Below are 23,165 nucleotides of genomic sequence, written 5' to 3'. Positions count from 1 at the left end.
TGGCGTTAATAACAGTTACACTAACTAAACACCCTACTTAACACTTGAGTACTCCAATTGAAAAACAAATCGTTAGCTTACTAGCTAAAAGTGACAAAAGGGCTATTTCGCTGTTATATGAGAATTATGCCGATTCACTATATGGTGTGATATCAAAAGTTTTGACAGATCAGGATCTTGCCCAAGATGCCCTGCAGGAAACTTTTATTAAAGTTTGGAAAAAAGCCAAATCTTATGACGCTTCGAAAGCCAAACTATTTACATGGTTATATCGAATTGCTTACAATACTGCTATCGATAAGGTCCGATCTTACAACAATAAAAACAGTAAGGAAATCCAAATTGAAACTTCAACCGTATATAGATTAACTGCTGATAGTATTAATCAAGATGTTCTAGATATCAAAAAACACCTGGAAACACTTGACGAAAAGTATCAAATAGTTATTAATGCACTCTTTTTTGAGGGCATGACACAGCAAGAAGCCAGTGATGAATTGGAGATTCCACTCGGCACTATAAAATCGAGGTTAAAAATTGGGCTTCGTGAATTGAAAAAAATATACGACCCAGAATTAAAACAGTCATGAATGGTAAAATAACTACAATATTGAATTCTGGCCTATTAGAAAAATATCTTTTGGGCGAAACTACTTCAGCTGAAACTGAAATGGTAGAATCTTATATTTCGGAATATCCGGAAATTAGAAAAGCCTACAATGAATTGCAGGACAATTTGGAAATTGTTGCTAAAAGTAATGCTATTGAGGCTCCTAAAGGCATTTTGGATGCTATTTTAGATGAATTGGATGAAAAACCTGTTATTACCATGCCAGTTACTTCTCAAAGAAGAAAATGGTATAAATATAGTATTGCGGCCAGTATTGCGGCATTAATATTTGCAGGTACAGCTTATAAGTTTTACGATTTGAACCAAAAACTATCACATGAAAATCAGGTAGTTGTTGATGAAATTTTTGATTTACGTGATGACATAGCCAAAAACAATCAGCGTTTGGATGAAATCATGAAGCAATTTAAACAGTTAAACAATCCAGAAACCGAGAAATATATCATAAACGGAAATTATAGAGCGAAAAACTTAAAAACCGTGGCATATATAAACCCAAAAGAAAAAACATCGATGATTGATGTGGTATCATTGCCGCAATTACCGGAAGAACAATGTTATCAAATTTGGGCAGAAGTTGAAGACAAAATGGTTAGTCTAGGGATTTTAAGCGAAACCGATAGACAATTACGCGAAATACCTTATACCGAAGATGCTTTGGCATTGAGTATAACCATAGAGCCTAAAGGTGGTAACGCCAATGCAACTCTTGAAAACGCAGTTGCTGAAATATCTTTGAACAAAATCAAATAAATTTAAAATACTTAAGTTTTTAAGCCTTGCTTTTCAATTGAAAAGCAAGGCTTTTTTTTGAAAAACCCTTATCTTTGCAAAAAAATTTTCATGAAACTTCTTTTAATAACATTAGTTTTACTAGGATTGGCAATTGCAGGAATTGCTATCAAAATTTGGGCTAAAAAAGATGGTAAATTTGCCGGAACTTGTGCTAGCCAAAATCCTATGCTTAATAAAGAAGGAGAGGCGTGTGGCTTTTGCGGGAAAACACCAGACCAATTTGATAATTGTAATGAACCTCAACACTCTTAAACAATAACCTTTGGTGTTAAGCATACTTTTTTACACGTTTGTATTATTTGTTTGCTTTCAATTATTCTACTTCATTTTTGTTTTTGGTAAAATAGCCTTCTATAAGCAAGAAACACTATCAAAAGAAAACGTGAAGGTTTCTGTTATTCTTTGTGCCAAGAATGAAGAAGAAAACTTAAGGAAATTTCTCCCATCAATCATCAATCAAGACTATCCAGAGTTCGAAATTGTGTTGATTAATGATGCATCATATGATGATACATTATTAGTCATGGAAGATTTTGCCCTTAAACACAACAATATAAAAATTGTTGATGTCAAAAACAATGAAGCCTTTTGGGCCAACAAAAAATATGCCCTGACTTTAGGGATTAAAGCAGCCAAACATCAGTATCTCCTTTTTACTGATGCCGATTGTGAACCTAAATCACAGTATTGGATTAAAGAAATGTGTTCGCACTTTGACAAAGGAAAAACTATTGTGTTAGGTTATGGGGCTTACAAAAAAATCAAAAACTCCTTTCTTAATAAGCTAATTAGATTTGAAACTGTTTTAACAGCCATGCAGTATATTTCATTTGCCAAAATGGGATTACCTTATATGGGAGTAGGGAGAAATTTAGCCTATACCAAAGAGACCTTTTTTAACGCAAATGGTTTTATGACTCATATGCACATCAAATCTGGTGATGATGATTTGTTCGTTAATCAGGTTGCAAATGCAAAAAACACGGCAATAAGTTTAACACCTGAAAGTTTTACAGTATCAGTTCCAAAAAAGACCTTTAGTAGTTGGATTGTCCAGAAAAAAAGACATATCACCACTGCCAAGTATTACAAGACCACACATAAAATCGTATTATCACTTTACTACATGTCACAAGCAAGCTTTTGGTTGCTTGCACTGACCCTGCTAATATTTTTATTTCAATGGAAAATAGTTGTAGCGTTGATAGCCTTTAGGTTTTTGATTCAATACATTACATTCTTTAACGCTACAAAAAAACTTCAGGAAACTGATCTTATATTACTAATTCCTATTTTGGATTTCTTTCTAGTTGCCATGCAATTAACTATATTTATATCCAATCTTTTCTCAAAACCAAAACATTGGAAATAGAAGAAGCCATAAACCAAGCCAAACAAAATAACCAAAAAGCATTTAACTTTTTGTTGGATACATTTTGGGACGATGTTTACGGATTTCAATTAAAGCGAACACAAAATGAAAATGATGCTGAAGATATCACTATTCAAGCGTTTTCAAAAGCCTTTGACAAGATTCATACTTACAATAGCGATTATAAGTTTAAGACCTGGCTTATTACCATCTCAAAAAACATTCATATAGATTTAGTTAGAAAGGAAAAGAATTCCATTTCACAAAGTATCACTGATACGCACGACGATGAGTATTACGACGTACTGGATGAGTCACCTTCTCCTGAAGACAAGCTTATCACGGATCAAAATTTGGCTAAATTGCTTCGTGATATCAAAAAATTGAAACCCCATTATCAAGAAGTCATTAATTTAAGATACTTTCAGGAATTGAGCTATAAAGAGATTTCACATAAATTAGATGAACCCATAAACAACGTTAAAGTAAAGCTCCTTCGCGCCAAAAAACTATTGTCTGAAATTATTAAGAAAAACAACCACTAACTATGAAAATTAGCGCATTCATTTTATGTTTTAATGAATCATTAATGATTAGACATACCATTAACTATTATTCTAAATTTTGTTCCGATATAACCATTTTAAATAATAACAGCACGGATAATTCTATTGAAATCGTAAAAAAGGAATATCCTAATGTTAAAATAAAAAACTTTGGTGCTGAAAATTCTTATCGAGAAGATATCCTAACTGAAATCAGAAACAACTGTTGGAAAAACAGTGATGCCGATTATGTTATTGTTTGTGATATGGATGAATTTCTGTATTCTCAAGATATGGATAATTCATTGAAACTATTGGAAAAGTACAGACCTGCCATTTGTAGTGTCGTAGGCTATGAAATGTTCTCCAAAAAGTTTCCAAAAAACAACAAGGTTTCTTTATTAGACCAAGTAAAACATGGTCTAAGGAATTATCGTTTTGACAAAACCATAATTTTCAATCCCAAAAAGGTCAAACACATTAATTATGACTACGGTGCTCATTCATGTTCACCTGAATTTTATGATAAAAAAGCAGAAGATTTTCTTATTGAATTCAAACTATTACACTTTAAATATTTAGGAAAAAAATATTTATATAAAAAACACTTTGACTATATGAATCGTCTTAGCAAAATAAATATTCAAAATAAATGGGGGGCTGAATATAAAGAAGGTAAAAAACATATTGACAGAAAGTTTAAAATTGTTGAAAAGCATATCTTCAAAATTATCCCCTAAAGCAATTTAACTTCACGCTTACAACTTAACTTCATATCTTTGCACAAGAAAAATACACTTATGGAATCTAAAATTGATTCAAACATACTTCCTGGTCGAGAACCCAAGCCCAAATGGCTTCGTGTTAAGCTACCAACAGGTAAAAAGTATACCGAACTACGTGGATTGGTTGACAAATATAAACTGAACACCATCTGTACTTCCGGTAGTTGCCCAAATATGGGTGAATGTTGGGGTGAAGGCACAGCAACATTTATGATATTGGGTAATGTTTGTACGCGTTCTTGTGGTTTTTGTGGTGTTAAAACTGGTAGACCTGAATCTGTTGATTGGGATGAACCAGAAAAAGTGGCACGATCCATTAAAATTATGAAAATTAAACATGCTGTTTTAACCAGTGTGGATCGTGATGATTTAAAAGATATGGGTAGTATTATGTGGGCCGAAACTGTGAAAGCAGTGAGACGAATGAATCCTGAAACTACCCTAGAAACACTAATTCCAGATTTTCAGGGTATTGAACAACATATAGACAGAATCATTGAAGTAGCACCTGAAGTCGTATCCCATAACATTGAAACAGTCCGTAGACTGACGAGAGAGGTTCGAATTCAAGCAAAATACGATCGCAGCTTGGGTGTTTTAAAGTACTTAAAGCAACAAGGACAAAGACGCACAAAATCAGGCATTATGTTAGGTCTTGGTGAAACGAGAGAAGAAGTCATCGAAACACTCCACGATCTAAAGGAACATGATGTGGATGTCGTGACCATTGGACAGTATTTACAGCCAAGTAAAAAACACTTACCTGTCAAACGATTTATCATGCCTGATCAGTTTGAAGAATACAAACAAATTGGTTTAGATTTAGGTTTTAGACATGTTGAAAGTAGTGCTTTAGTACGTTCTTCATATAAAGCTCAAAAGCACATTAACTAGCAATGGTACGTGTTGGCATAAACGGTTTTGGCAGAATTGGCCGTAGACTTTTCAGATTATTACATAACAACGATAATATTGAAATTGTTGCTGTAAACGATCTAGCTGATTCCAAAACCTTGAGCCATTTGTTGAAGTATGATAGTATTCATGGTATTTTTAATCATGATATCTCATATGGCACAAACCATATTATTGTCGAAGGCAAAAAGATAGTTCTTTCGAACCATAATCATCCTAAAGATATTGATTGGTCCTCTTTAAACGTAGATTTTGTAGTAGAATCAACTGGGAAATTTAAAACGTCTGAAATTTTGGATTTTCATATTCAAAATGGTGCAAAACGCGTTATATTGAGTGTCCCTCCGCTGGAAGATGACATTAAAACCATTGTAATGGGTGTAAATGACCAGATTATTAATGGAACGGAACAAATCTTGTCCAATGCATCTTGTACCACCAACAATGCTGCTCCTATGATTGATGTCATCAACAAACTTTGTGGTGTAAAACAAGCTTATATAACAACTGTTCATTCCTATACTACAGACCAAAGTTTACACGATCAACCGCATAAAGATTTAAGACGTGCTCGTGCAGCTGGTCAATCCATAGTTCCAACAACAACCGGAGCTGCCAAAGCACTCACAAAGATATTTCCGGATCTTTCAGAAGTTATTGGAGGTTGCGGCATTAGAGTACCTGTAGCCAATGGATCTTTAACTGACATCACGTTTAATGTTAAAAAAGAAGCTTCAATAGACACTATAAATCAAGCGTTTAAAGATGCTTCAAATACTTATTTAAAAAATATATTAGCGTATACCGAAGACCCTATAGTATCCATTGATATTGTTGGAAACACCCATTCTTGCATTTTGGATTCACAAATGACTTCAGTAATCGGAAATATGGTAAAAATCATAGGCTGGTATGATAATGAAACTGGATATTCGCAAAGAATTATTGATTTAATTTGCAATTTATCGATAAAAATGTCACTTTTATCGAATAAATAATTATATTTGTCGATAATAGTAATAGAAAAAATGTCCCAGATTACTAAGTATATAAGTGCTATTATAATGATGTTTAGTATCAGTGTGCTATCACAAACTAGTATTAGTGATGACCCGGAAATGATTCAAAACAACATTGATTACAAGGTTGATCAGGCACAAAAAGACATAGAAAACAGTGATTATTTTGAAGCTGAAAAGAAGCTTGAAGATGCTTTGATATTGGCTGAACAAATAGATAATAAAAAAAGCACTGGTATCATTTACTCCAAAATTGGGAAACTTCAATATATTATTGAAGAACCTAAAAAAGCTTTAGTTAATCTAATTAAAGCTACCGAAATTCAACGATTAGCCAAAGATGATATTAATTTAGCTGAGACTTACAAAGTTCTTGGCAATGTTTATTTCAGTAAAAGAGATTTTCAAAAGGCCTTGGATTTTTATATTTCTTCACAATCACTTTTCGAACAAGAAGGCTTGAATGAATTTGTTGCAGAAGTCTTGTTCTTAGAAGGGCAAACACATTTAGAACTTGGAAATAATCAAAAAGCCAAAAACTTATTGGAAAAATCAGTTTCATTGGCAAATCGTTACGATTTAAGTAAAATAAAGAGTAGCGCCTTGATCTATAATGGTTATACCCTTGTTAAATTAGGCCAAAACGATACAGGTCTTAAAATGGTCTTTGATGGACTTAAAATAGCTCAAGATTATGATTTCAATGCCGTTTTATCTAATGGCTATTTAGTCTTATCTGATATTTACCAGATAACTGGAAACTATAAGGATTCCAATGACTACTTAAAAAAGCATATGAAACTATCTGACTCCTTATTGGAGATAAAGCGTGAAAATTTGTCTCCTGAAAAGCGCATGCAAGTCATGATGAATAATCAAATCGAGTTACAAAAACAACAAGAAGCCGATTTGGAGGAACAGATAGAAGCCAATAGTTTGAGTCAGTTAACGACCATTTTAAGTATAGCTTTAATTACCATTTTATCGCTTTTGACACTTTCTTTGTACAAAAACAACAATATTAGGTTGAAGACCAACAATATGTTGCACAAGAAAAATGGCGAATTAATCATTGCTAAAGAAAAGGCTGAATTAGCCTCTAAAACCAAAGCCAATTTCTTGTCAACAGTAACACATGAATTACGGACTCCGCTATATGCTGTGACAGGCTTAACTAATATGTTACTAGATGAAGACCCAAAACCAAACCAAATTCAACATTTAAAGTCATTAAAATTCTCTGGCGAATATCTATTAACTTTTATTAATGATATCCTTCAAATCAATAAAATTGAAGCCAATAAAGTGGATATTGAACCTGAAAACTTCAATCTGAAGAAGAAAATCACAAATGTCATTGCTGCCTTGAACAATTCGGCATTGGACAACAATATTCAAATGCATTTTGAATACGAAAGTGGCTTGCCCGAAACATTTAATGCGGACCAGCTTAAAATTTCTCAAATTTTAATTAACCTTATCGGTAATTCCATTAAATTTACTAAAGATGGTGACATTTGGGTTAGAGTAAATAAGTTGCAACAGGAAGATGATAATTATGTCCTCCGTTTTGAGATTGAAGATAATGGTATCGGGATAAGCAAGGAAAAGCAAGAAATGCTATTTGAAAGCTTTGCTCAAGGATCCATTCAAATAAATAGGAAATATGGCGGTACTGGTTTAGGTTTATCAATTGTAAAAGGATTGATTGAAATCCTTAAAGGAAAGATATATCTTGACAGTGAATTAGGCAAAGGTTCTAAATTCACTTTTGAATTACCTCTAAAATACGCTGAAGCAGTTGCCAAGCCACAAAAAACCGAGTATTTCGATAAAATAGACGAATTGGAATTAAGCAATATCAAAATATTAGTAGTTGAAGACAACAAAATCAATCAAATGATTACTAAAAAGATTTTGAATAAAATGAAGCTTAATTGTGAAATCGTTGACAATGGTGAAGAAGCAGTTAGCAAAGCCAAAGAAACAACATACGATGTCATTTTAATGGATATTCATATGCCTGGAATAAGCGGTCTTGAAGCTACTAAACTAATCCGTGGATTCGATAAAACCATTACTATTTTTGCCTTAACTGCTGTGACTCTTGAAGACAAAATGCATGAATTTGAAGAGGCCGGATTTACCGATATCATCTCTAAACCGTTTAAGCAAGAAGATTTCGAGAAAAAACTCTACGAGGCTCTTATTGGAGGTAAAACCGAATCCGCTTAAGACATTTCTATCAATTCCTTAATTCGCTTGTTAAAGCTTCCAGAATTGTGCACTTTGGTCTCTATGGGTAAGTAATATAACTTATTGATCAATGATTCATGGTTCATCAAACGCATGTAATCTTTTTCAGTTGTTAATATCTGTTCTTTTTCCTGAAGTTTTTTGATATCCTCTTCAGTAAAATTATAATGATCCTTAAAACCAATGTGTTCATAAGTTTTACCTTGGTTATCTAAAAACTCTAATAATGGTTTCGGATTCGCAATACCTGTTACCAAGGTAAAATTATCCACTTGAGAAAGCGGTTTGGATTCTGTTGCACTACAAACCGTGTCTGAATACATAATAGAACTAAAATAAACGGTTTGATGACTTTTAGGATTAATTCTTGAAATTATCTGCTGCCTTACAGCTTTAGTAATTGAATCCGGACATTTAGTAACGACAATCATTTGCGCACGTTTTGCTCCTGATCTCGGTTCCCTTAAATCACCTGAAGGTAAAACAATATCATCAGTATAAAGGTTGTTATAAGCTGTCAGCAAGATATTGACGCTTGCTTTGACTTTTCGATGCTGAAAAGCATCATCCAGAATAATCAAATTAGGCTTATTTTCAAGCTGCCTCAATATCGTAATACCCTCTTGCCTATTCTCATCAACAGCCACATGTACCTGATCTTGATACTTATAATAAAACTGAAAAGGTTCATCTCCTATTGTATTGGCTGTTTCAGCTTCAGAAGCCAAAACAAATCCCTTGGTCTCCCGTTTATAGCCTCTACTCAACGTAGCCAACACATAATCATCTTTTAACAGCCTGATTAAATACTCAACCATAGGTGTCTTTCCAGTGCCGCCAGTACTTAAGTTACCCACGCAAACTACTGGAAAATCATAAGATTTCGATTCCTTTAAGCCCCAATCATAAAACTTGTTCCGCAACCAAGTCACAACAAAGTAAAATGGGACAACAGGAAACAATATGATTCTTAAAAATTTCATTCGGTAAATACGCGTTCGATTTAAAAACAAAGTAAAGATTATTTTTTGTAATTGGGTTGATATGAAGAGTGAGACTTTTAATCTTGTGGTTGAAAAAATTTTATCTTTGTTTCAAATCAATTCAAGATATATGATAATTCAAGACGTTATCAATCATTTAGAAAAATTAGCTCCACAAGCCTATTCCGAAGATTTTGACAATACCGGTTTACTCGTTGGAGATTCAAACCAGCCATTAACTGGTGTTTTGGTGACATTAGATACGCTCGAAGCTGTAGTGGATGAAGCCATTGACAACAATTGCAATCTGATTGTGAGTTTTCATCCCATTATTTTCAAAGGTTTAAAAAAACTGACTGGTAGTAACTACGTCGAACGCACCGTTCTTAAAGCTATTCAAAACAACGTTAGCATTTTTGCTATACATACTGCATTGGATAATGCTAAGTTAGGTGTCAATGGCATTATTTGTGAGCAATTGGGTTTAATAAATCGTAACATATTAATCCCACAACAGCAAACCATCAAGAAATTAACTACCTATGCTCCTATTAAGGAAGCAGCGCTATTGCGTCAAGCCCTTTTTGACGCTGGAGCTGGTGGAATAGGAAATTATGATGAGTGCAGTTTTAATGTTGATGGCACAGGAACCTACAAAGGAAATGACGAGTCAAATCCTACAAAAGGAAAAAAACTACAACAACATCAAGAACCCGAAACACAAATATCTGTGACTTTTGCCAAGCACCTGGAATCAAAAGTTTTGAAAGCCTTATTCAAAAATCATTCTTACGAAGAAGTTGCTTATGAAGTTATTACATTAGAAAACACCAATCAGAATATTGGAATGGGTATGGTTGGTGAATTGAACAATCCTATGTCTGCCGAAGACTTTTTAACATCACTCAAAAGCATCATGAAAACAGGTTGCATTAGACATTCTGCGCTTACTGAACAACCTATTAAAAAAGTTGCTGTTTTAGGAGGTTCTGGGAGCTTTGCTATTTCAGCAGCCAAACGTGCTGGTGCTCAAATATTTATTACGGCCGATTTAAAATATCACGACTTTTTCCAAGCAGAAAACAAGATAATCTTGGCTGATATTGGTCATTACGAAAGTGAGCAGTTCACAAAAAACTTTTTAGTAGCTTATCTTACAAAAAAAATTACTAATTTTGCAGTCGTTTTATCAAGGACTAATACCAATCCTGTTAAGTATTTTTAAAGTATGGCAAAAAAGAAAGAAGTAACTGTAGAAGAGCGCTTAAGAGCCTTATACGATTTACAGCTTATCGATTCACGTATCGATGAAATTAGAAACGTTCGTGGAGAACTTCCTTTAGAAGTTCGTGATTTGGAAGATGAAGTTGCTGGATTAAATACCAGATTTGAAAAATTAGAAGCAAGTTTGGAAGTCATCAATAATGATATCAACTCTAAAAAGAATCTTATTGAAGAAGCCAAAGCATTAATTAAAAAATACAACGAACAACAAAAAAATGTTCGTAACAATAGAGAATTCAACTCTATTTCAAAAGAAATTGAATACCAAGAATTGGAAATTCAATTAGCTGAAAAAAACATCAAAGAATATAAAGCTCAAATTGAGCAAAAGAAAGAAGTTATTGCTGAAACTAAAGATCGTTTAAAAGAGCGTCAAAACCACTTAAAGCATAAAAAAGGTGAATTAGATGCTATTTTAGCCGAAACTGAAAAGGAGGAAGAGGCATTACTTAAAAAGTCTGATGATTATAAAGATTCTATTGAAGAGCGTTTAGTTGCGGCTTACACTAGAATCCGCACAAATGTAAAAAATGGACTAGCCGTTGTTCCAATTGAAAGAGGTGCTTCTGGAGGTTCGTTCTTTACGATTCCACCGCAGGTTCAAATGGAAATTGCTTCTCGCAAAAAAATCATTACGGATGAGCACAGTGGACGTATTTTGGTTGATGCCGCTTTAGCCGAAGAAGAAAAAGAAAAAATGGATAAGCTATTTTCTAAATTATAATCCATTTCCAACAGAATATATGAACCCAGACCAACCGTCTGGGTTTTTTTATTATGAAAACTTTCACAAAATTAGGTTTAAGGTTTTGTAAATTCATACGTCTATTAAAAAGAAAAAAACAAAACATATGAAACCTTTACTCCCACTTTTATTTTTGGCACTGCTTTTAAGTTGCAACCATTCAGCACAAGTCAATCCAAAACAACAAGCCGTTATTAATGCCGAACCTATTGAGGTTCCCTTACAAAATGGCAAAGCTAGAGCTTATTTTGCCAGTGGCTGTTTTTGGTGTGTGGAAGCCGTTTATGAGAGCGTCAAAGGTGTGGACGAAGCTATTTCTGGTTATGCAGGTGGCCATACTAAAAACCCAACATACGAAGACAGTAACACAGGTCGCACAGGTCACGCTGAAGCAGTAGAGGTCATCTATGATCCTAAGATAGTAAGTTTTGAAACCTTGATTGACGTGTATTTTGCCTCACAAGATCCCACACAGGTTAATGGTCAGGGACCCGATATTGGCTCACAATACCGTTCTATTATTTTCTACCAAAATAAAGCACAAAAAAATAGTATACTTAAAAAGAAAACAGCATTAGAAAAAAAATTGGGTGAACCCGTTGCTGCCGAAATCTATCCGTTTCAAAAATTCTGGAAGGCTGAAGACTATCACCAGGACTACGAACGCTTACACCCTGAAAACCCTTATGTGCAAAATGTATCGATTCCTAGATTAAATAAATTTAAACGTAAAATGCCAGAGGTACTGAAGGAAAATCATTAGTAAGTTTCAACTTTGTAAGCTTTTTTTAGAAACACAAAAATCCAAATCCCAATTTCCAACCGTATATATATTATAAATATCCCGCTGCAAGCGTCTATATATATTCAAAAACAGGCTTCCAATACTAATCGAAGCCTGTTTTTTTTATCCTCTAAAATCATTTTTAACATGTGTGCCGTCGCAATACGGTTTGTTGTGTGAAGCACCACATCGGCAAAAAGCCGTGGTTTTGTTTTTAGTTTCTTGCTTGCCATCTTTATGAGTTACCTGCAAGGTTCCATAAACCAATAAGGGACCATTTTCCATGACTTCCACCTTCGTTTCCAATACTTCTGAAGAAGCATCAGATGCATCATTCATATAATAACTTAAGGCTCCGGACGGACATTGCTTAACTTGATTCACCAATGCTTCAGTAGGTGCCGCATCAATTTTAATCCACGGTCGGTCTTTTGGCTGAAAAACATCTGGCAATCCTTTGACACAAATAGCCGAGTGTATACACTTATCGGCTTCCCAAACAATGGTGGTTTCGCCATTACTATATTCTTTTGTTTTTCCCATAGTCGTTACTTTTTCTAAAGATACAAAAAGCCTGAATAAATTATCTCTTTAAGGCATCTTCATTTCTAAACTTATAATTCTTATTTTTGTTGGAAACTGAAAACTCACACACATTGTCCATTTATAAAACTGGTTTAGATTTTGCAAAAGAACTGGACCAAAATGACGAATTAGCAAGTTACAGAAGCCAATTTCATATTCCTAAAGACACCCATGGAAATGATATTATTTACCTCTGTGGCAATTCGCTTGGTTTACAGCCTAAAACAACTAAATCCTATATCAATCAAGAATTGGAGGATTGGGCCCATTTGGGCGTAGAAGGTCACACAGAAGCTAAAAATCCATGGTTACCATACCACGAATTCTTAACGGACAGTATGGCTAAAGTGGTTGGTGCTAAACCTATTGAAGTGATTACCATGAATACGCTGACGGCTAATTTGCATTTTATGATGGTGAGTTTTTACAAACCTACAGCCCAGCGTTATAAAATAGTGATTGAGGCGGATGCGTTTCCAAGCGACAAATATGCGGTGGAGTCTCAATTACGTCATCATGGGTTTGATGACAAAGCGGGTTTAATTTTATGGAAACCCAGAAAAGGTGAAGAACTCTATCATTATGAAGATCTTGAGAACATTCTTGAACAACATGGTGATGAAATTGCCCTCATTATGATTGGCAATACCAATTATTACACCGGACAGTTTTTTGACATGAAACGTATTACAGCGCTTGGCCATAAACATGGTTGCATGGTTGGTTTCGATTGTGCCCATGGCGCTGGAAATGTCCAACTGAATCTTAACGACTCTGGAGCCGATTTTGCTGTTTGGTGTACTTATAAATATTTGAACTCCGGTCCAGGAAGTTTAGCTGGCGCCTTTGTACATGAGCGTCATGCCCATGACAAAACCTTAAACCGATTTACTGGCTGGTGGAGCCACAACAAACAAACCCGATTTAACATGCGCCACGAGTTTGACCAGTTACCTGGTGCTGAAGGCTGGCAATTAAGCAACCCTCCTATTTTATCATTGGCTGCAATTCGTGCGTCTTTAGACATATTTAACGAAGTTGGTATGGAAAAACTCCAAGCCAAATCAAGGAAGCTTACGGGTTATTTTGAGTTTCTATTAAAGCAATTAGGAGAAGACACCATTAGAATAATAACACCAGAAAACCCTGAAGAGCGCGGTTGCCAACTCTCCATTCAGGTAAAGAATGCTGATAAGGCTCTATTTGATAAATTGACGGCTTCAGGTGTCATATCAGATTGGCGCGAACCCGATGTTATTCGCTGTGCGCCAGTGCCGTTATACAATTCCTATCAGGATGTCTATAATATGGTTGAGAGGTTAAAAAAGATATTAAATTAAACTTGTCATTCCGCACTTGATGCGGAATCCAAAAAAATGAAAGATAAACAACAAAACGTACTCATAATTGGCGCTGGGCTTTGCGGCTCTCTCCTAGCACTACGATTAGGCCAACGAGGTTATAATGTAAGCGTATACGAAATGCGTCCGGATTTACGTAAAGTCGATATTTCAGCAGGACGTTCCATCAATTTGGCTTTCTCCGATCGTGGCATAAAAGCTATGAAAATGGTCGGCATTCAAGATAAAGTAGAACCACTTTGTATTCCAATGAATGGACGGATGTTACATGATTTAGAAGGCAACACAACTTTGGCTCCTTACAGCGGTCGTGATCACGAATACATAAATTCCATATCACGAGGTGGCTTAAATGCCTTGCTTTTGGATGAAGCTGAAAAACACGAAAACGTAACCATTCACTTTAATAAGAAATGTAAAGCGGTTGATTTTGAGAAAACAACTGCTACGTTCAAGGATTACGATACCAATAAAGAGTTCGTTGAAGATGCTGATGTAATTATTGGTACCGATGGCGCTGGTTCGGCACTTCGTAAAAGCTATTATTTAGAAAAGAAGTTCTTATTTAGTTTTTCACAGGATTGGTTAAGTCATGGTTATAAGGAATTAAGCATTCTACCTGATGAAAGTGGTGGTTTTAAGACTTATAAAAACGCGCTTCATATTTGGGGTCGCGAAGCCTTTATGCTCATAGCTTTACCTAATTTAGATGGCAGCTTTACGGTTACATTGTTTTTAAGCTTTGACGAAGGAGAATACAATTTCAATAACTTAACAACCAAAGAGCGTGTATTGGAATTCTTTGAAAAATACTTCAAGGATGCTTTAGAGCTTATGCCTAACCTGGTTGATGACTTCTTTGAGAATCCAACAGCACCTCTGGGTACTGTAAAATGCTCTCCTTGGCACTTCAAAGGTAATACCTTATTAATGGGCGACGCTGCGCATGCTATTGTGCCCTTTTATGGTCAAGGGATGAATGCCTCGTTTGAGGATGTTGTAGAATTTGATAAGGTTTTAGATGAAGGACATACGGACTGGGAGACCATTTTTAAGGTCTATGAAAAGAACCGTAAAAAAGATACCGATGCGATTGCCGATTTGGCCATAGATAATTTCTACGAAATGAAGGGCCATGTCAATCATACGAACTTTAGAGAAAAACGTAACTTGGAAATGGCCTTTGAAAAAACATTCCCTAATGAGTATTCTTCCAAATACTCTTTAGTAACATTTAATGAAGATATAGGTTACCGAGATGCCATGGTAAGAGGACGTGCACAAGATAAAGCCATTTTGAATATGCTTGCAGATGGCACATTGAAAATTGATGATGATTTAAGATCGAATTTAGAAAAAGTAAAAACAGAAACCGAAAATATCCTTCAGGACGACAGGATTGCCGGTTTGAAATCATAATTTATGAGTAAAGGAACAAAAGTAACCCCACGAGGCGCCTACCCACATGTAAAAGTGGTAGGCGATTTTATATTTGTATCAGGCACCAGCTCTCGAAGATCAGATAATACTATAGCCGGTGTAGACATTATCGATGAGATGGGAACCAAAAGGCTGAATGCCGAAGTACAAACTCGCGAGGTACTTCAGAATATTGATAAAAATTTACAAACTGTTGGTGCATCATTAAAAGACGTGGTTGATGTCACATCTTTTTTAGTGAACATGAATGACTTTGCAGGATATAACAAAGCTTACGCTGAATTCTTTGATAAGGAAAACGGACCAACCAGAACGACGGTAGCAGTACATCAATTACCGCATCCTGACTTGGTGGTGGAAATTAAAGTTATGGCATACAAAAAGCAGTCATGAACATTCAAAATTATATAAACGGTGGTTTTCATAATCCAATTCAAAACAACTGGATTGACAATTACGACCCTTCCAATGGTGACGTTTACGGGCAAATTCCTAACTCGTGCAAAGAAGACGTTGAAAATGCCTATATAGCTGCTAAATCAGCTTTCCCTAACTGGTCACAAACCACCTTGGAAGAACGCAGTCGTATCCTACTTAAAATTTCAGAATTAATTGAAACCAAATTAGATAAACTAGCTACTGCCGAAAGTCAGGACAATGGTAAACCCATTAGTTTGGCAAAAGCTATAGATATTCCTCGAGCTTCTAGTAATTTTCGTTTTTTTGGCAATGCCATTACCCAATTTGCTAGTGAAAGCCATGAAAGTATTGGATTGAATGCCATCAATTACACCTTGCGTCAACCTATAGGAGTTGTTGGTTGTATTTCACCTTGGAATCTACCTCTCTATTTATTTACTTGGAAAATTGCTCCAGCACTTGCAGCTGGTAATTGTGTCATAGCTAAACCTAGTGAAGTGACTCCAATGACCGCTTACATGCTTGGCGACATTTGCAACGAAGCTGGTTTGCCTAAAGGCGTTTTAAATATCGTTCATGGGTTAGGAACTACAACTGGTCAAGCCATTATTGAACATCCAGATATTAAGGCCATTTCATTTACTGGAGGTACAGCAACTGGTGCACACATTGCCAAAACGGCGGCGCCTATGTTCAAAAAATTATCGTTGGAATTAGGAGGTAAAAATCCTAATATCATTTTCGCCGATTGCGATTATAACGAGATGTTGAATACAACCGTCCGTTCTTCTTTTGCAAATCAAGGTCAAATTTGTTTATGTGGTAGTCGCATTTTTGTAGAGCAATCCATTTATGAAACCTTTAAAAAAGACTTTGTAGAAAAAGTAAAACAACTACACGTAGGGCATCCTTCAGAAAGTACAACCAATATTGGTGCTTTGGTTTCAAAACCACATTTAGAAAAAGTAAAAAACTATATTGACATTGCTAAAGCAGAAGGTGGTACTGTTTTGTGTGGTGGTAATGAAGTTACTATCGAAGGTTATGAAAATGGTTACTATTTAGAGCCAACAGTCATTGAGGTTTCTACTGATGAATGCCGTGTCAATCAAGAAGAAATTTTTGGCCCTGTAGTAACTATTATGCCTTTTAAAACAGAAGATGAAGTCCTGCAAATGGCAAATAAAGTACAATACGGTTTATCAGCGACCTTATGGACTAATGACTTAAAACGTACTATGCGCATGAGTAACCACATACAAGCGGGAATTGTATGGGTAAACACTTGGTTAATGCGAGATTTACGTACACCTTTTGGCGGCATGAAAGCTTCAGGAGTTGGTCGTGAGGGTGGTTTTGAAGCCTTACGCTTCTTTACTGAACCTAAAAATGTATGTATAAAATATTAATAAAGAATGAACTTAAACTTATATAATAAAAACGCCCTTGTTTGCGGAAGTACCGCTGGCATTGGAAAAGCTACTGCGATTGCTTTAGCAGAAGAAGGCGCTATTGTAACTCTTTTAGCCAGAAATGAAGAAAAACTTCAAAACGTTCTAACTGAAATGCCTTACGCTGAAAAACACAATTACATAATTGCTGATTTTTCCAATCCTATGGAGCTTCAGCAAAAAGTTTCCAATTACATATCAAAAAATCACGGCTTCCATATTCTTGTGAATAACACAGGTGGACCTGCTGGTGGTCCCGTGTTTGATGCGAAGCTTGAGGAATTTGAAAAAGCTTTTACACAGCATTTAAAGTGCAATCATGTTTTAGCACAAGCGGTTGTTCCTTACATGAAAGATCAAGGCTATGGCAGAATTATCAATGTGGTATCTACTTCAGTCAAGCAACCGTTAGATGGCCTAGGCGTGAGTAATACCATCAGAGGAGCAGTTGCCAACTGGAGTAAAACATTAGCAAACGAGTTAGGACAATTTGGTATTACAGTTAATAATGTTCTACCTGGAGCTACTGGAACAGAACGACTTACAGAAATAATAAAAAACAAATCAGCCAAAACAGGAAAAACTGAAGATGAAGCTGCGAATGCCATGAAGCAGGCTGTTCCTGCCAAACGTTTTGCAAAGCCCGAAGAACTTGCTTATGCCATTACATTTTTAGCCAGTGAATGTGCCAGCTATATAAATGGAATTAATTTACCTGTTGATGGTGGAAGAACAAAATCTTTGTAACTTTATGGAATTCCTTTTAAATAAAAACACAATATTATGAGTTCATTAGTCTCCCCTATAAATTTTAAAGCTTGGATTGAAGAAAATCGTCATTTACTAAAGCCTCCCGTTGGCAACAAAGTGGTATGGAAGGATGGTGATTTTATTGTCATGGTTGTTGGTGGCCCAAACAGCAGAAAAGATTATCATTATAATGAAACCCCTGAATTTTTCTACCAAGTAGAAGGTGATATTGTTTTAAAGGTCATTGATAAAGGCACGCCTAAAGATATTCATATAAAAGAAGGCGAGATATTTTTGTTGCCGCCAAAAGTACCACATTCTCCTCAACGAGGAGCTAATACGGTTGGCTTGGTTATTGAATATCCGCGCGAAAAAGGTGTTCAGGACGCTTTGCTATGGTTTTGTGAAAACTGTACCACAAAATTATATGAAGAGGATTTCACATTGGACAATATAGAAACTGATATGCCTAAAATTTTTGATGCTTATTATGGTGATGCAGAAAAACGAACTTGTCCAAATTGTGGTGAAGTGATGCAACCACCCAAAAAGGTTCAATTAGAAGATTAATGCACCCTAATTTAATTAGGAAACACTATGAAAGAGAGACGTAAGTTACGCATAAACGGTCATTCCCATTTACTGCCTTATCCAGAGGAGATTCCTCAGTTCATGAAAGACAAGGGGATTTTTTGGGTCGATAAGGATAGAAAGTTCATGCTACAAAAAGATTGGAATAGGCCAATTACAGATTCCAGTTTCTTTTTAAATGAAAAATTGGCTTGGATGGAACGCTTCAAAATTGACCATGCGGTTGTATTAAATTTATCGCAATTATATGGTAATGGGCTGCGTTTGGAAGAAATGAAACAAGCCTTGCGTTTCCAAAATGACTTTAATGCTAGAATACAAGACGAAAATCCCAGTAAGTTTACTTGTGGTTTTGTGGTACATCCTGGCTTTGTGCGTGGTGCTTGTTGGGAAATTGAACGTTGTGTAGAAGAATTAGGTATGCGATTGCTTTGCTTACCTACGCATTATATGGATACCATTGGAACCTGGCGTTGTATTTTTGATGAAGAAAATGAACCTATTTTTGAGTTGGCTAATAAATATAATTTAGCCGTAGAAATTCACCCTTATGATGGTGAAAAATTTATAAAGCTTGAAAACACGGCTTGGCGTTTTCACTTAATTTGGATGTTAGCCCAATGTGCCGATGCCTACCATTTCTTGACGCTCAATGGCTATTACCAAAAGTATCCCAATATGCGCGTTTGTTTTGCCCATGGTGGACAACTAGCCCAAATAAATCTAGGAAGACGAATTCAAGGATTTGATGGACGCCACGACTTATTTGAAGGTAAAGTACACCCTAGAAAAGCGGTAGGTCACAAAAACATATTCTTTGACACCTTAGTTCATGATACCGGCTCTTTAGGGCTCTTAATTAAAAACCAAACTTCTAAACAAGTCCTTATTGGTTTAGATGACCCTTATCCACTAGGAGAAATGGAGAGTTTATCACAATCATCCTATCCAGGAAAAATATTGGATTTAGCTATTGAACGTGAAATTATCACAGAATCTGAAAAAGATGCTATGTGGGAAGATAATGTTTTACAATGGTTGTTCGGTGATGATGAAAAAAGCAAACAACAATTAGTTGATAAAATTATCGGGTAATGCATTTCCTTTCGGAAGATTTAGACGACTACATAGTTAGGCATTCGGAGAACGAACCGCAATTATTACAGGAGTTAAGTAGGGAAACCTATCAGAAAATATTGCAGCCCAGAATGTTAAGCGGCCATTATCAAGGGCGTGTATTGAGCTTAATTTCTAAACTTGTAAATCCTAAACATATTCTAGAAATAGGTACTTATACTGGTTATTCAGCGTTATGTTTAGCTGAAGGTCTACAAAAAGATGGTAGTATTGACACTATCGATATCAATGAGGAATTGTTGGATTTTCAGCGAAAATATTTTGACAGATCAGGTTTTGGTGAGCAAATACAACAACATCTAGGAAACGCCTTGGATATCATTCCAAATCTTAACAAAACCTTTGACTTGGTGTTTATTGATGCGGATAAGGATAATTACCTGAATTATTTTAACATTATAATAGATAAATTAAATCCAGGTGGTATTATTTTATCTGATAATGTTCTGTGGAGCGGGAAGATTTTGGATACAGAATTCAAAAAAGAAGATACCTCCACGCCTGCACTTATTGAATACAATAAAGTGTTAAAAGATGATCCAAGAATAGAAACTGTAATTTTACCTATACGTGATGGGCTAACTATTAGTCGAAAACTGTAGCATTATCAAGATACTTTCACTAATGGTGCTTTTTCATCTGTAATCTTTTTGCTCTTTTGGATATTAGCTAGTATCGTTTGATAAAAATGAGAATTATCAAATGGCTTGGTAATAATATCATTATAGCCTATTGTCTTGTAATCCTTTTTAACTTCTTCAATATCGGCAGCCGTTAAAGCTATAATAGGTATTTGAGAATTGGTTTTACGTATTTCTCTTGTGGCCTCATTACCATCCATTAACGGCATATTGATATCCATTAATATTAAGTCATATTGATTTATCTGCATAGCTTTTACAGCTTCCAATCCATTTTTGGCAATATCGCATTGAAAATTTCCTTTCTCAAGAATATTTTGAGTAACTATCTGGTTGATTTTGTTATCCTCTGCTACCAATATCTTGTAATCGCCATTAAGTGAAACCGTTTTAGATTTTGTTTTTTGAGCTAAATGACTTTCAGAGTAATCATGGTCAATTTCAAAAGCTACTTCAAATCCAAATGTCGACCCCTTACCAACATCACTATCTAGTTCAATAGTGCTACCAAACAGCTCAATTAAATTTTTTGTTATCGGCAATCCCAGTCCCGTACCATTATAATTGACATTATTGTTTTCATCTAATTGTAAAAAATTCTCGAAAATACTACTATGCTTTTCTTTTGGAATGCCAGGTCCATTATCCTTTACAGAAAAATGTAATTGTACATTATTACTTGAAATTTCTTTAACTTTAATTTTGACATGAGTTGTGTCGTTTTTTGTGAACTTGATACTGTTACCAATTAAATTAATTAAAACTTGAGACAACCTAACACTATCACATTTTACATATTTAGGCAAATTATCATCAACATGAACCTTTATAGCATTGTTTGTTTCTTGTAGTTTATATTCGAAAGAATCAATAATATTAGCCATTAATTCTCGGATATCAACCGTGACATTTTTTAATTCTATTTTTTGTGATTCTATTTTTCCTATCTGAAGAATATCATTTATCAGATTTAATAAATAATCACCTGAATACTTTAACGACTTTAAGAACTTACTATCGCGTTCACTTAAATCATTTCGTTTTAATAACAAAGATGTAATTCCTACAACACCATATAGAGGAGTTCTTAACTCATGAGTTACATTAGATATGAACTTTGTTTTTAACTGTGAGGACTTTTCGGCTTGCTCTTTAGCAATTTCCAGTTGTTTATTTTGAGCTTCTAATATGTGATTCAATTTACGTTTGGAGAGATAATTTCGATACATCATTATCAATGATATAGCTAATACAATAATGGTAACAAAAATAGCAATGTTAATATTCTTTATCTTTTGAGTTATTTGCTCTTGAACTATCCTTTCTGCATTAGCACGTTCGGCAATTTGCTTGTATTCAGCTAAATAAAATTTAGACTTGGCTATATTCTCTTGTTTAACCTTTTCCTCATTTATGAATTGCTCACGATAATTATTATGCAGAACTAAATAATTATAGGCTGATTCACTGTTTTCCAATTGGGCAAATGACATTGATAAATCTTTATATATTTCACTAAACAAATAGTTAATACCAAAACTTCTATGTACACTTTTTAGATATTGGATTGCTTCAAGATATTTATCATTTGCTTTGCTATACAATTCTTTTTTAGCAAAATAGTTTCCATAGGCATAATTAAAAGAAGCAATGGTATAAGAATCATAAGGTAGTTTATTCAGGTTATTTTCTGCTCTTAATAAATACAACAGGGCTGAATTGAGATCATTTTTTTTCAAATAGACAGCACTCAAATACATTCTAATATCATAAAGGACATTATTCTGTCTGTCATTATTATCCTGATCCCTAACATCAGCTTTTTGTGCATATGCTAACGCATGTTCCAAGTTTGGTATAACCTCATTGGTTTGACCACGTTTCTCATTAAGTTTCGCTAAACTTATATAGGAATTAGATATTAAATAATTATCGTGAATTTTAAATGAAGATTCAAGCATCTTATCATAACACCATTGAGCATCATCATATTCATGCATATAACTATAAATTGCACCTAAATTAAAATTAGCAACAGCATAACCATAATAGTCACTGATAGAATCAGACAACTTTAAAGCTTTATTAAAACCATCAAAAGCTTTATTGATTTCATTGTTATTATAATTGTAAAGTGCTTGGGTATTTATTTGATCAATTCGATTTATTACCTCTCTTTCACTTTGGGAAAATGATAAAGAAATAACAAAGAAAAAGCAGAATAGTAGGTTACTTTTCATCTCTGTAATAGTTGATTTGGTACTGCAATATTTATCAAATCAAACTATCTCAACAATAAATAAGACAAAAAGTTTCGTTTTTTCGTTAACTGAATGAACTAAGCAAAAAAAACAGTTAAAATGCAGTAAATGAGATAGGTATTATAGTTTCCTCCTTACAGAACCTGTAAAATCTTCAAGATCATCCTTGACTTTATTCAATTCATCTTGGACATCTTTAGTAACACCTGTATCTAATCCGTTGGCTTCAGCACTCTTGGTAATTTCGGTTTTAATATCATTGGAAGCATCTCGTAACATGCGCATGCCTTTACCTAAACCTCTTGCAATATCTGGGATTTTATCCGCACCAAATAACATGACCACCACAAATAGTATAAAAACAATTTCGGTTGTTCCAATGAATAATAATGTCACTTGCTGTATCACTTTGCA

24 protein-coding genes are annotated in these 23,165 nt (G+C 34.8%); 20 read left to right on the top strand and 4 right to left on the bottom strand.

All coding sequences use genetic code 11. The features are described 5' to 3' along the window. Positions 1 to 44: 44 nt before the first annotated feature. The 9 genes from C1T31_RS04165 to C1T31_RS04125 all read left to right on the top strand — a co-directional run bounded on the left by C1T31_RS04165 (position 45) and on the right by C1T31_RS04125 (position 8,297). Positions 45 to 590 (top strand): RNA polymerase sigma factor, encoded by a 546-nt coding sequence (locus C1T31_RS04165; RefSeq protein ID WP_103051176.1) that lies wholly within the window; start codon positions 45 to 47, stop codon positions 588 to 590. After that, a complete protein-coding gene (locus tag C1T31_RS04160) occupies positions 587 to 1,384 on the top strand; it encodes an anti-sigma factor (protein WP_103051175.1) in 798 nt (265 codons plus the stop codon). The genes C1T31_RS04165 and C1T31_RS04160 overlap by 4 nt, the downstream gene beginning before the upstream one ends. Positions 1,385 to 1,474: 90 nt before the next feature. Then, the gene (locus C1T31_RS04155; RefSeq protein WP_103051174.1) at positions 1,475 to 1,678 is read left to right on the top strand and encodes a membrane or secreted protein; all 204 of its coding nucleotides are present in this window, start codon (positions 1,475 to 1,477) and stop codon (positions 1,676 to 1,678) included. A gap of 13 nt (positions 1,679 to 1,691) precedes the next feature. Next, positions 1,692 to 2,798 carry a glycosyltransferase gene (locus tag C1T31_RS04150; protein WP_103051321.1) on the top strand — a complete coding sequence of 369 codons (1,107 nt, stop codon included), beginning with the start codon at positions 1,692 to 1,694 and terminating at the stop codon, positions 2,796 to 2,798. Then, positions 2,789 to 3,343 (top strand): RNA polymerase sigma factor, encoded by a 555-nt coding sequence (locus C1T31_RS04145; RefSeq protein ID WP_103051173.1) that lies wholly within the window; start codon positions 2,789 to 2,791, stop codon positions 3,341 to 3,343. Before C1T31_RS04150 ends, C1T31_RS04145 begins: the two co-directional genes overlap by 10 nt. A gap of 2 nt (positions 3,344 to 3,345) precedes the next feature. After that, entirely contained in the window at positions 3,346 to 4,083 is a 738-nt protein-coding gene (locus C1T31_RS04140) for a glycosyltransferase family 2 protein (protein ID WP_103051172.1), read from the top strand. Positions 4,084 to 4,143: 60 nt separating this feature from the next. Further along, positions 4,144 to 5,022: a lipoyl synthase gene (lipA, locus tag C1T31_RS04135; protein ID WP_103051171.1), complete on the top strand. Its 879-nt coding sequence runs from the start codon at positions 4,144 to 4,146 to the stop codon at positions 5,020 to 5,022. 2 nt (positions 5,023 to 5,024) lie between these two features. Beyond that, positions 5,025 to 6,041 (top strand): type I glyceraldehyde-3-phosphate dehydrogenase, encoded by a 1,017-nt coding sequence (gene gap, locus C1T31_RS04130; protein WP_103051170.1) that lies wholly within the window; start codon positions 5,025 to 5,027, stop codon positions 6,039 to 6,041. A 30-nt stretch (positions 6,042 to 6,071) separates the two neighbouring features. Continuing rightward, positions 6,072 to 8,297, top strand: a complete 2,226-nt coding sequence (locus C1T31_RS04125; protein ID WP_165780064.1) for an ATP-binding protein — start codon at positions 6,072 to 6,074, stop codon at positions 8,295 to 8,297. On the opposite strand, the gene lpxK is transcribed toward C1T31_RS04125, so the two are convergent. Continuing rightward, the gene (gene lpxK / locus C1T31_RS04120; protein ID WP_103051169.1) at positions 8,294 to 9,301 is read right to left on the bottom strand and encodes a tetraacyldisaccharide 4'-kinase; all 1,008 of its coding nucleotides are present in this window, start codon (positions 9,299 to 9,301) and stop codon (positions 8,294 to 8,296) included. The two genes, C1T31_RS04125 and lpxK, sit on opposite strands and share 4 nt — an antisense overlap. Before the next feature lie 130 nt (positions 9,302 to 9,431). On the opposite strand from lpxK, the gene C1T31_RS04115 reads away from it, so the two are divergent. The 3 genes from C1T31_RS04115 (at position 9,432) to msrA (ending at position 12,093) form a co-directional block, all read left to right on the top strand. Then, positions 9,432 to 10,526, top strand: coding sequence for a Nif3-like dinuclear metal center hexameric protein (locus tag C1T31_RS04115; protein WP_103051319.1), 1,095 nt, complete (start codon positions 9,432 to 9,434; stop codon positions 10,524 to 10,526). A 3-nt stretch (positions 10,527 to 10,529) separates the two neighbouring features. Continuing rightward, positions 10,530 to 11,309 carry a zinc ribbon domain-containing protein gene (locus C1T31_RS04110; RefSeq protein ID WP_103051168.1) on the top strand — a complete coding sequence of 260 codons (780 nt, stop codon included), beginning with the start codon at positions 10,530 to 10,532 and terminating at the stop codon, positions 11,307 to 11,309. A gap of 127 nt (positions 11,310 to 11,436) precedes the next feature. Next, complete coding sequence (gene msrA / locus C1T31_RS04105; protein ID WP_103051167.1) at positions 11,437 to 12,093, top strand: peptide-methionine (S)-S-oxide reductase MsrA; 657 nt, start codon at positions 11,437 to 11,439, stop codon at positions 12,091 to 12,093. A gap of 144 nt (positions 12,094 to 12,237) precedes the next feature. On the opposite strand, the gene C1T31_RS04100 is transcribed toward msrA, so the two are convergent. Further along, positions 12,238 to 12,657, bottom strand: coding sequence for a (4Fe-4S)-binding protein (locus C1T31_RS04100; protein ID WP_103051166.1), 420 nt, complete (start codon positions 12,655 to 12,657; stop codon positions 12,238 to 12,240). A 113-nt stretch (positions 12,658 to 12,770) separates the two neighbouring features. Between C1T31_RS04100 and kynU the strand changes: the two genes are divergently transcribed. Genes kynU through C1T31_RS04060 form a run of 8 tightly spaced genes read left to right on the top strand, consistent with a single transcriptional unit; the run spans position 12,771 to position 20,451 of the window. Beyond that, a complete protein-coding gene (kynU, locus tag C1T31_RS04095) occupies positions 12,771 to 14,039 on the top strand; it encodes a kynureninase (protein ID WP_207764254.1) in 1,269 nt (422 codons plus the stop codon). Between the two features lie 36 nt (positions 14,040 to 14,075). Then, on the top strand, positions 14,076 to 15,479 hold the full coding sequence (locus tag C1T31_RS04090) for an FAD-dependent oxidoreductase (RefSeq protein WP_103051165.1): 1,404 nt from the start codon (positions 14,076 to 14,078) through the stop codon (positions 15,477 to 15,479). A gap of 3 nt (positions 15,480 to 15,482) precedes the next feature. After that, entirely contained in the window at positions 15,483 to 15,893 is a 411-nt protein-coding gene (locus C1T31_RS04085) for a RidA family protein (RefSeq protein WP_103051164.1), read from the top strand. Continuing rightward, positions 15,890 to 17,329: an aldehyde dehydrogenase gene (locus C1T31_RS04080; protein ID WP_103051163.1), complete on the top strand. Its 1,440-nt coding sequence runs from the start codon at positions 15,890 to 15,892 to the stop codon at positions 17,327 to 17,329. The genes C1T31_RS04085 and C1T31_RS04080 overlap by 4 nt, the downstream gene beginning before the upstream one ends. A gap of 6 nt (positions 17,330 to 17,335) precedes the next feature. After that, entirely contained in the window at positions 17,336 to 18,118 is a 783-nt protein-coding gene (locus tag C1T31_RS04075; RefSeq protein ID WP_103051162.1) for an SDR family oxidoreductase, read from the top strand. A 36-nt stretch (positions 18,119 to 18,154) separates the two neighbouring features. Further along, positions 18,155 to 18,691: a 3-hydroxyanthranilate 3,4-dioxygenase gene (locus C1T31_RS04070; RefSeq protein ID WP_103051161.1), complete on the top strand. Its 537-nt coding sequence runs from the start codon at positions 18,155 to 18,157 to the stop codon at positions 18,689 to 18,691. Between the two features lie 27 nt (positions 18,692 to 18,718). Then, positions 18,719 to 19,807, top strand: coding sequence for an amidohydrolase family protein (locus C1T31_RS04065; protein WP_103051160.1), 1,089 nt, complete (start codon positions 18,719 to 18,721; stop codon positions 19,805 to 19,807). After that, positions 19,807 to 20,451 (top strand): O-methyltransferase, encoded by a 645-nt coding sequence (locus tag C1T31_RS04060; RefSeq protein ID WP_103051159.1) that lies wholly within the window; start codon positions 19,807 to 19,809, stop codon positions 20,449 to 20,451. Before C1T31_RS04065 ends, C1T31_RS04060 begins: the two co-directional genes overlap by 1 nt. A 5-nt stretch (positions 20,452 to 20,456) precedes the next feature. On the opposite strand, the gene C1T31_RS04055 is transcribed toward C1T31_RS04060, so the two are convergent. Further along, complete coding sequence (locus C1T31_RS04055; protein ID WP_103051158.1) at positions 20,457 to 22,730, bottom strand: ATP-binding protein; 2,274 nt, start codon at positions 22,728 to 22,730, stop codon at positions 20,457 to 20,459. 141 nt (positions 22,731 to 22,871) lie between these two features. Next, positions 22,872 to 23,156: a Sec-independent protein translocase subunit TatA/TatB gene (locus C1T31_RS04050; protein WP_262496210.1), complete on the bottom strand. Its 285-nt coding sequence runs from the start codon at positions 23,154 to 23,156 to the stop codon at positions 22,872 to 22,874. Positions 23,157 to 23,165 lie beyond the last annotated feature (9 nt).

The sequence above is a fragment of the Hanstruepera neustonica genome, assembly GCF_002895005.1.
In the GTDB taxonomy this organism is placed as follows: Bacteria; Bacteroidota; Bacteroidia; order Flavobacteriales; family Flavobacteriaceae; genus Hanstruepera; species Hanstruepera neustonica.
This window is presented reverse-complemented; position numbering and strand designations above follow the sequence as displayed.

Excerpts from the sequence above, each read along its gene's own strand:
- C1T31_RS04160 (WP_103051175.1), top strand. The coding sequence starts at position 587 with ATGAATGGTAAAATAACTACAATATTGAATTCTGGCCTATTAGAAAAA.
- C1T31_RS04155 (WP_103051174.1), top strand. The coding sequence starts at position 1,475 with ATGAAACTTCTTTTAATAACATTAGTTTTACTAGGATTGGCAATTGCA.
- C1T31_RS04140 (WP_103051172.1), top strand. The coding sequence starts at position 3,346 with ATGAAAATTAGCGCATTCATTTTATGTTTTAATGAATCATTAATGATT.
- lipA (WP_103051171.1), top strand. The coding sequence starts at position 4,144 with ATGGAATCTAAAATTGATTCAAACATACTTCCTGGTCGAGAACCCAAG.
- gap (WP_103051170.1), top strand. The coding sequence starts at position 5,025 with ATGGTACGTGTTGGCATAAACGGTTTTGGCAGAATTGGCCGTAGACTT.
- C1T31_RS04125 (WP_165780064.1), top strand. The coding sequence starts at position 6,072 with ATGTCCCAGATTACTAAGTATATAAGTGCTATTATAATGATGTTTAGT.
- lpxK (WP_103051169.1), bottom strand. The coding sequence starts at position 9,301 with ATGAAATTTTTAAGAATCATATTGTTTCCTGTTGTCCCATTTTACTTT.
- C1T31_RS04115 (WP_103051319.1), top strand. The coding sequence starts at position 9,432 with ATGATAATTCAAGACGTTATCAATCATTTAGAAAAATTAGCTCCACAA.
- C1T31_RS04110 (WP_103051168.1), top strand. The coding sequence starts at position 10,530 with ATGGCAAAAAAGAAAGAAGTAACTGTAGAAGAGCGCTTAAGAGCCTTA.
- msrA (WP_103051167.1), top strand. The coding sequence starts at position 11,437 with ATGAAACCTTTACTCCCACTTTTATTTTTGGCACTGCTTTTAAGTTGC.
- C1T31_RS04100 (WP_103051166.1), bottom strand. The coding sequence starts at position 12,657 with ATGGGAAAAACAAAAGAATATAGTAATGGCGAAACCACCATTGTTTGG.
- C1T31_RS04090 (WP_103051165.1), top strand. The coding sequence starts at position 14,076 with ATGAAAGATAAACAACAAAACGTACTCATAATTGGCGCTGGGCTTTGC.
- C1T31_RS04085 (WP_103051164.1), top strand. The coding sequence starts at position 15,483 with ATGAGTAAAGGAACAAAAGTAACCCCACGAGGCGCCTACCCACATGTA.
- C1T31_RS04080 (WP_103051163.1), top strand. The coding sequence starts at position 15,890 with ATGAACATTCAAAATTATATAAACGGTGGTTTTCATAATCCAATTCAA.
- C1T31_RS04075 (WP_103051162.1), top strand. The coding sequence starts at position 17,336 with ATGAACTTAAACTTATATAATAAAAACGCCCTTGTTTGCGGAAGTACC.
- C1T31_RS04070 (WP_103051161.1), top strand. The coding sequence starts at position 18,155 with ATGAGTTCATTAGTCTCCCCTATAAATTTTAAAGCTTGGATTGAAGAA.
- C1T31_RS04065 (WP_103051160.1), top strand. The coding sequence starts at position 18,719 with ATGAAAGAGAGACGTAAGTTACGCATAAACGGTCATTCCCATTTACTG.
- C1T31_RS04060 (WP_103051159.1), top strand. The coding sequence starts at position 19,807 with ATGCATTTCCTTTCGGAAGATTTAGACGACTACATAGTTAGGCATTCG.
- C1T31_RS04055 (WP_103051158.1), bottom strand. The coding sequence starts at position 22,730 with ATGAAAAGTAACCTACTATTCTGCTTTTTCTTTGTTATTTCTTTATCA.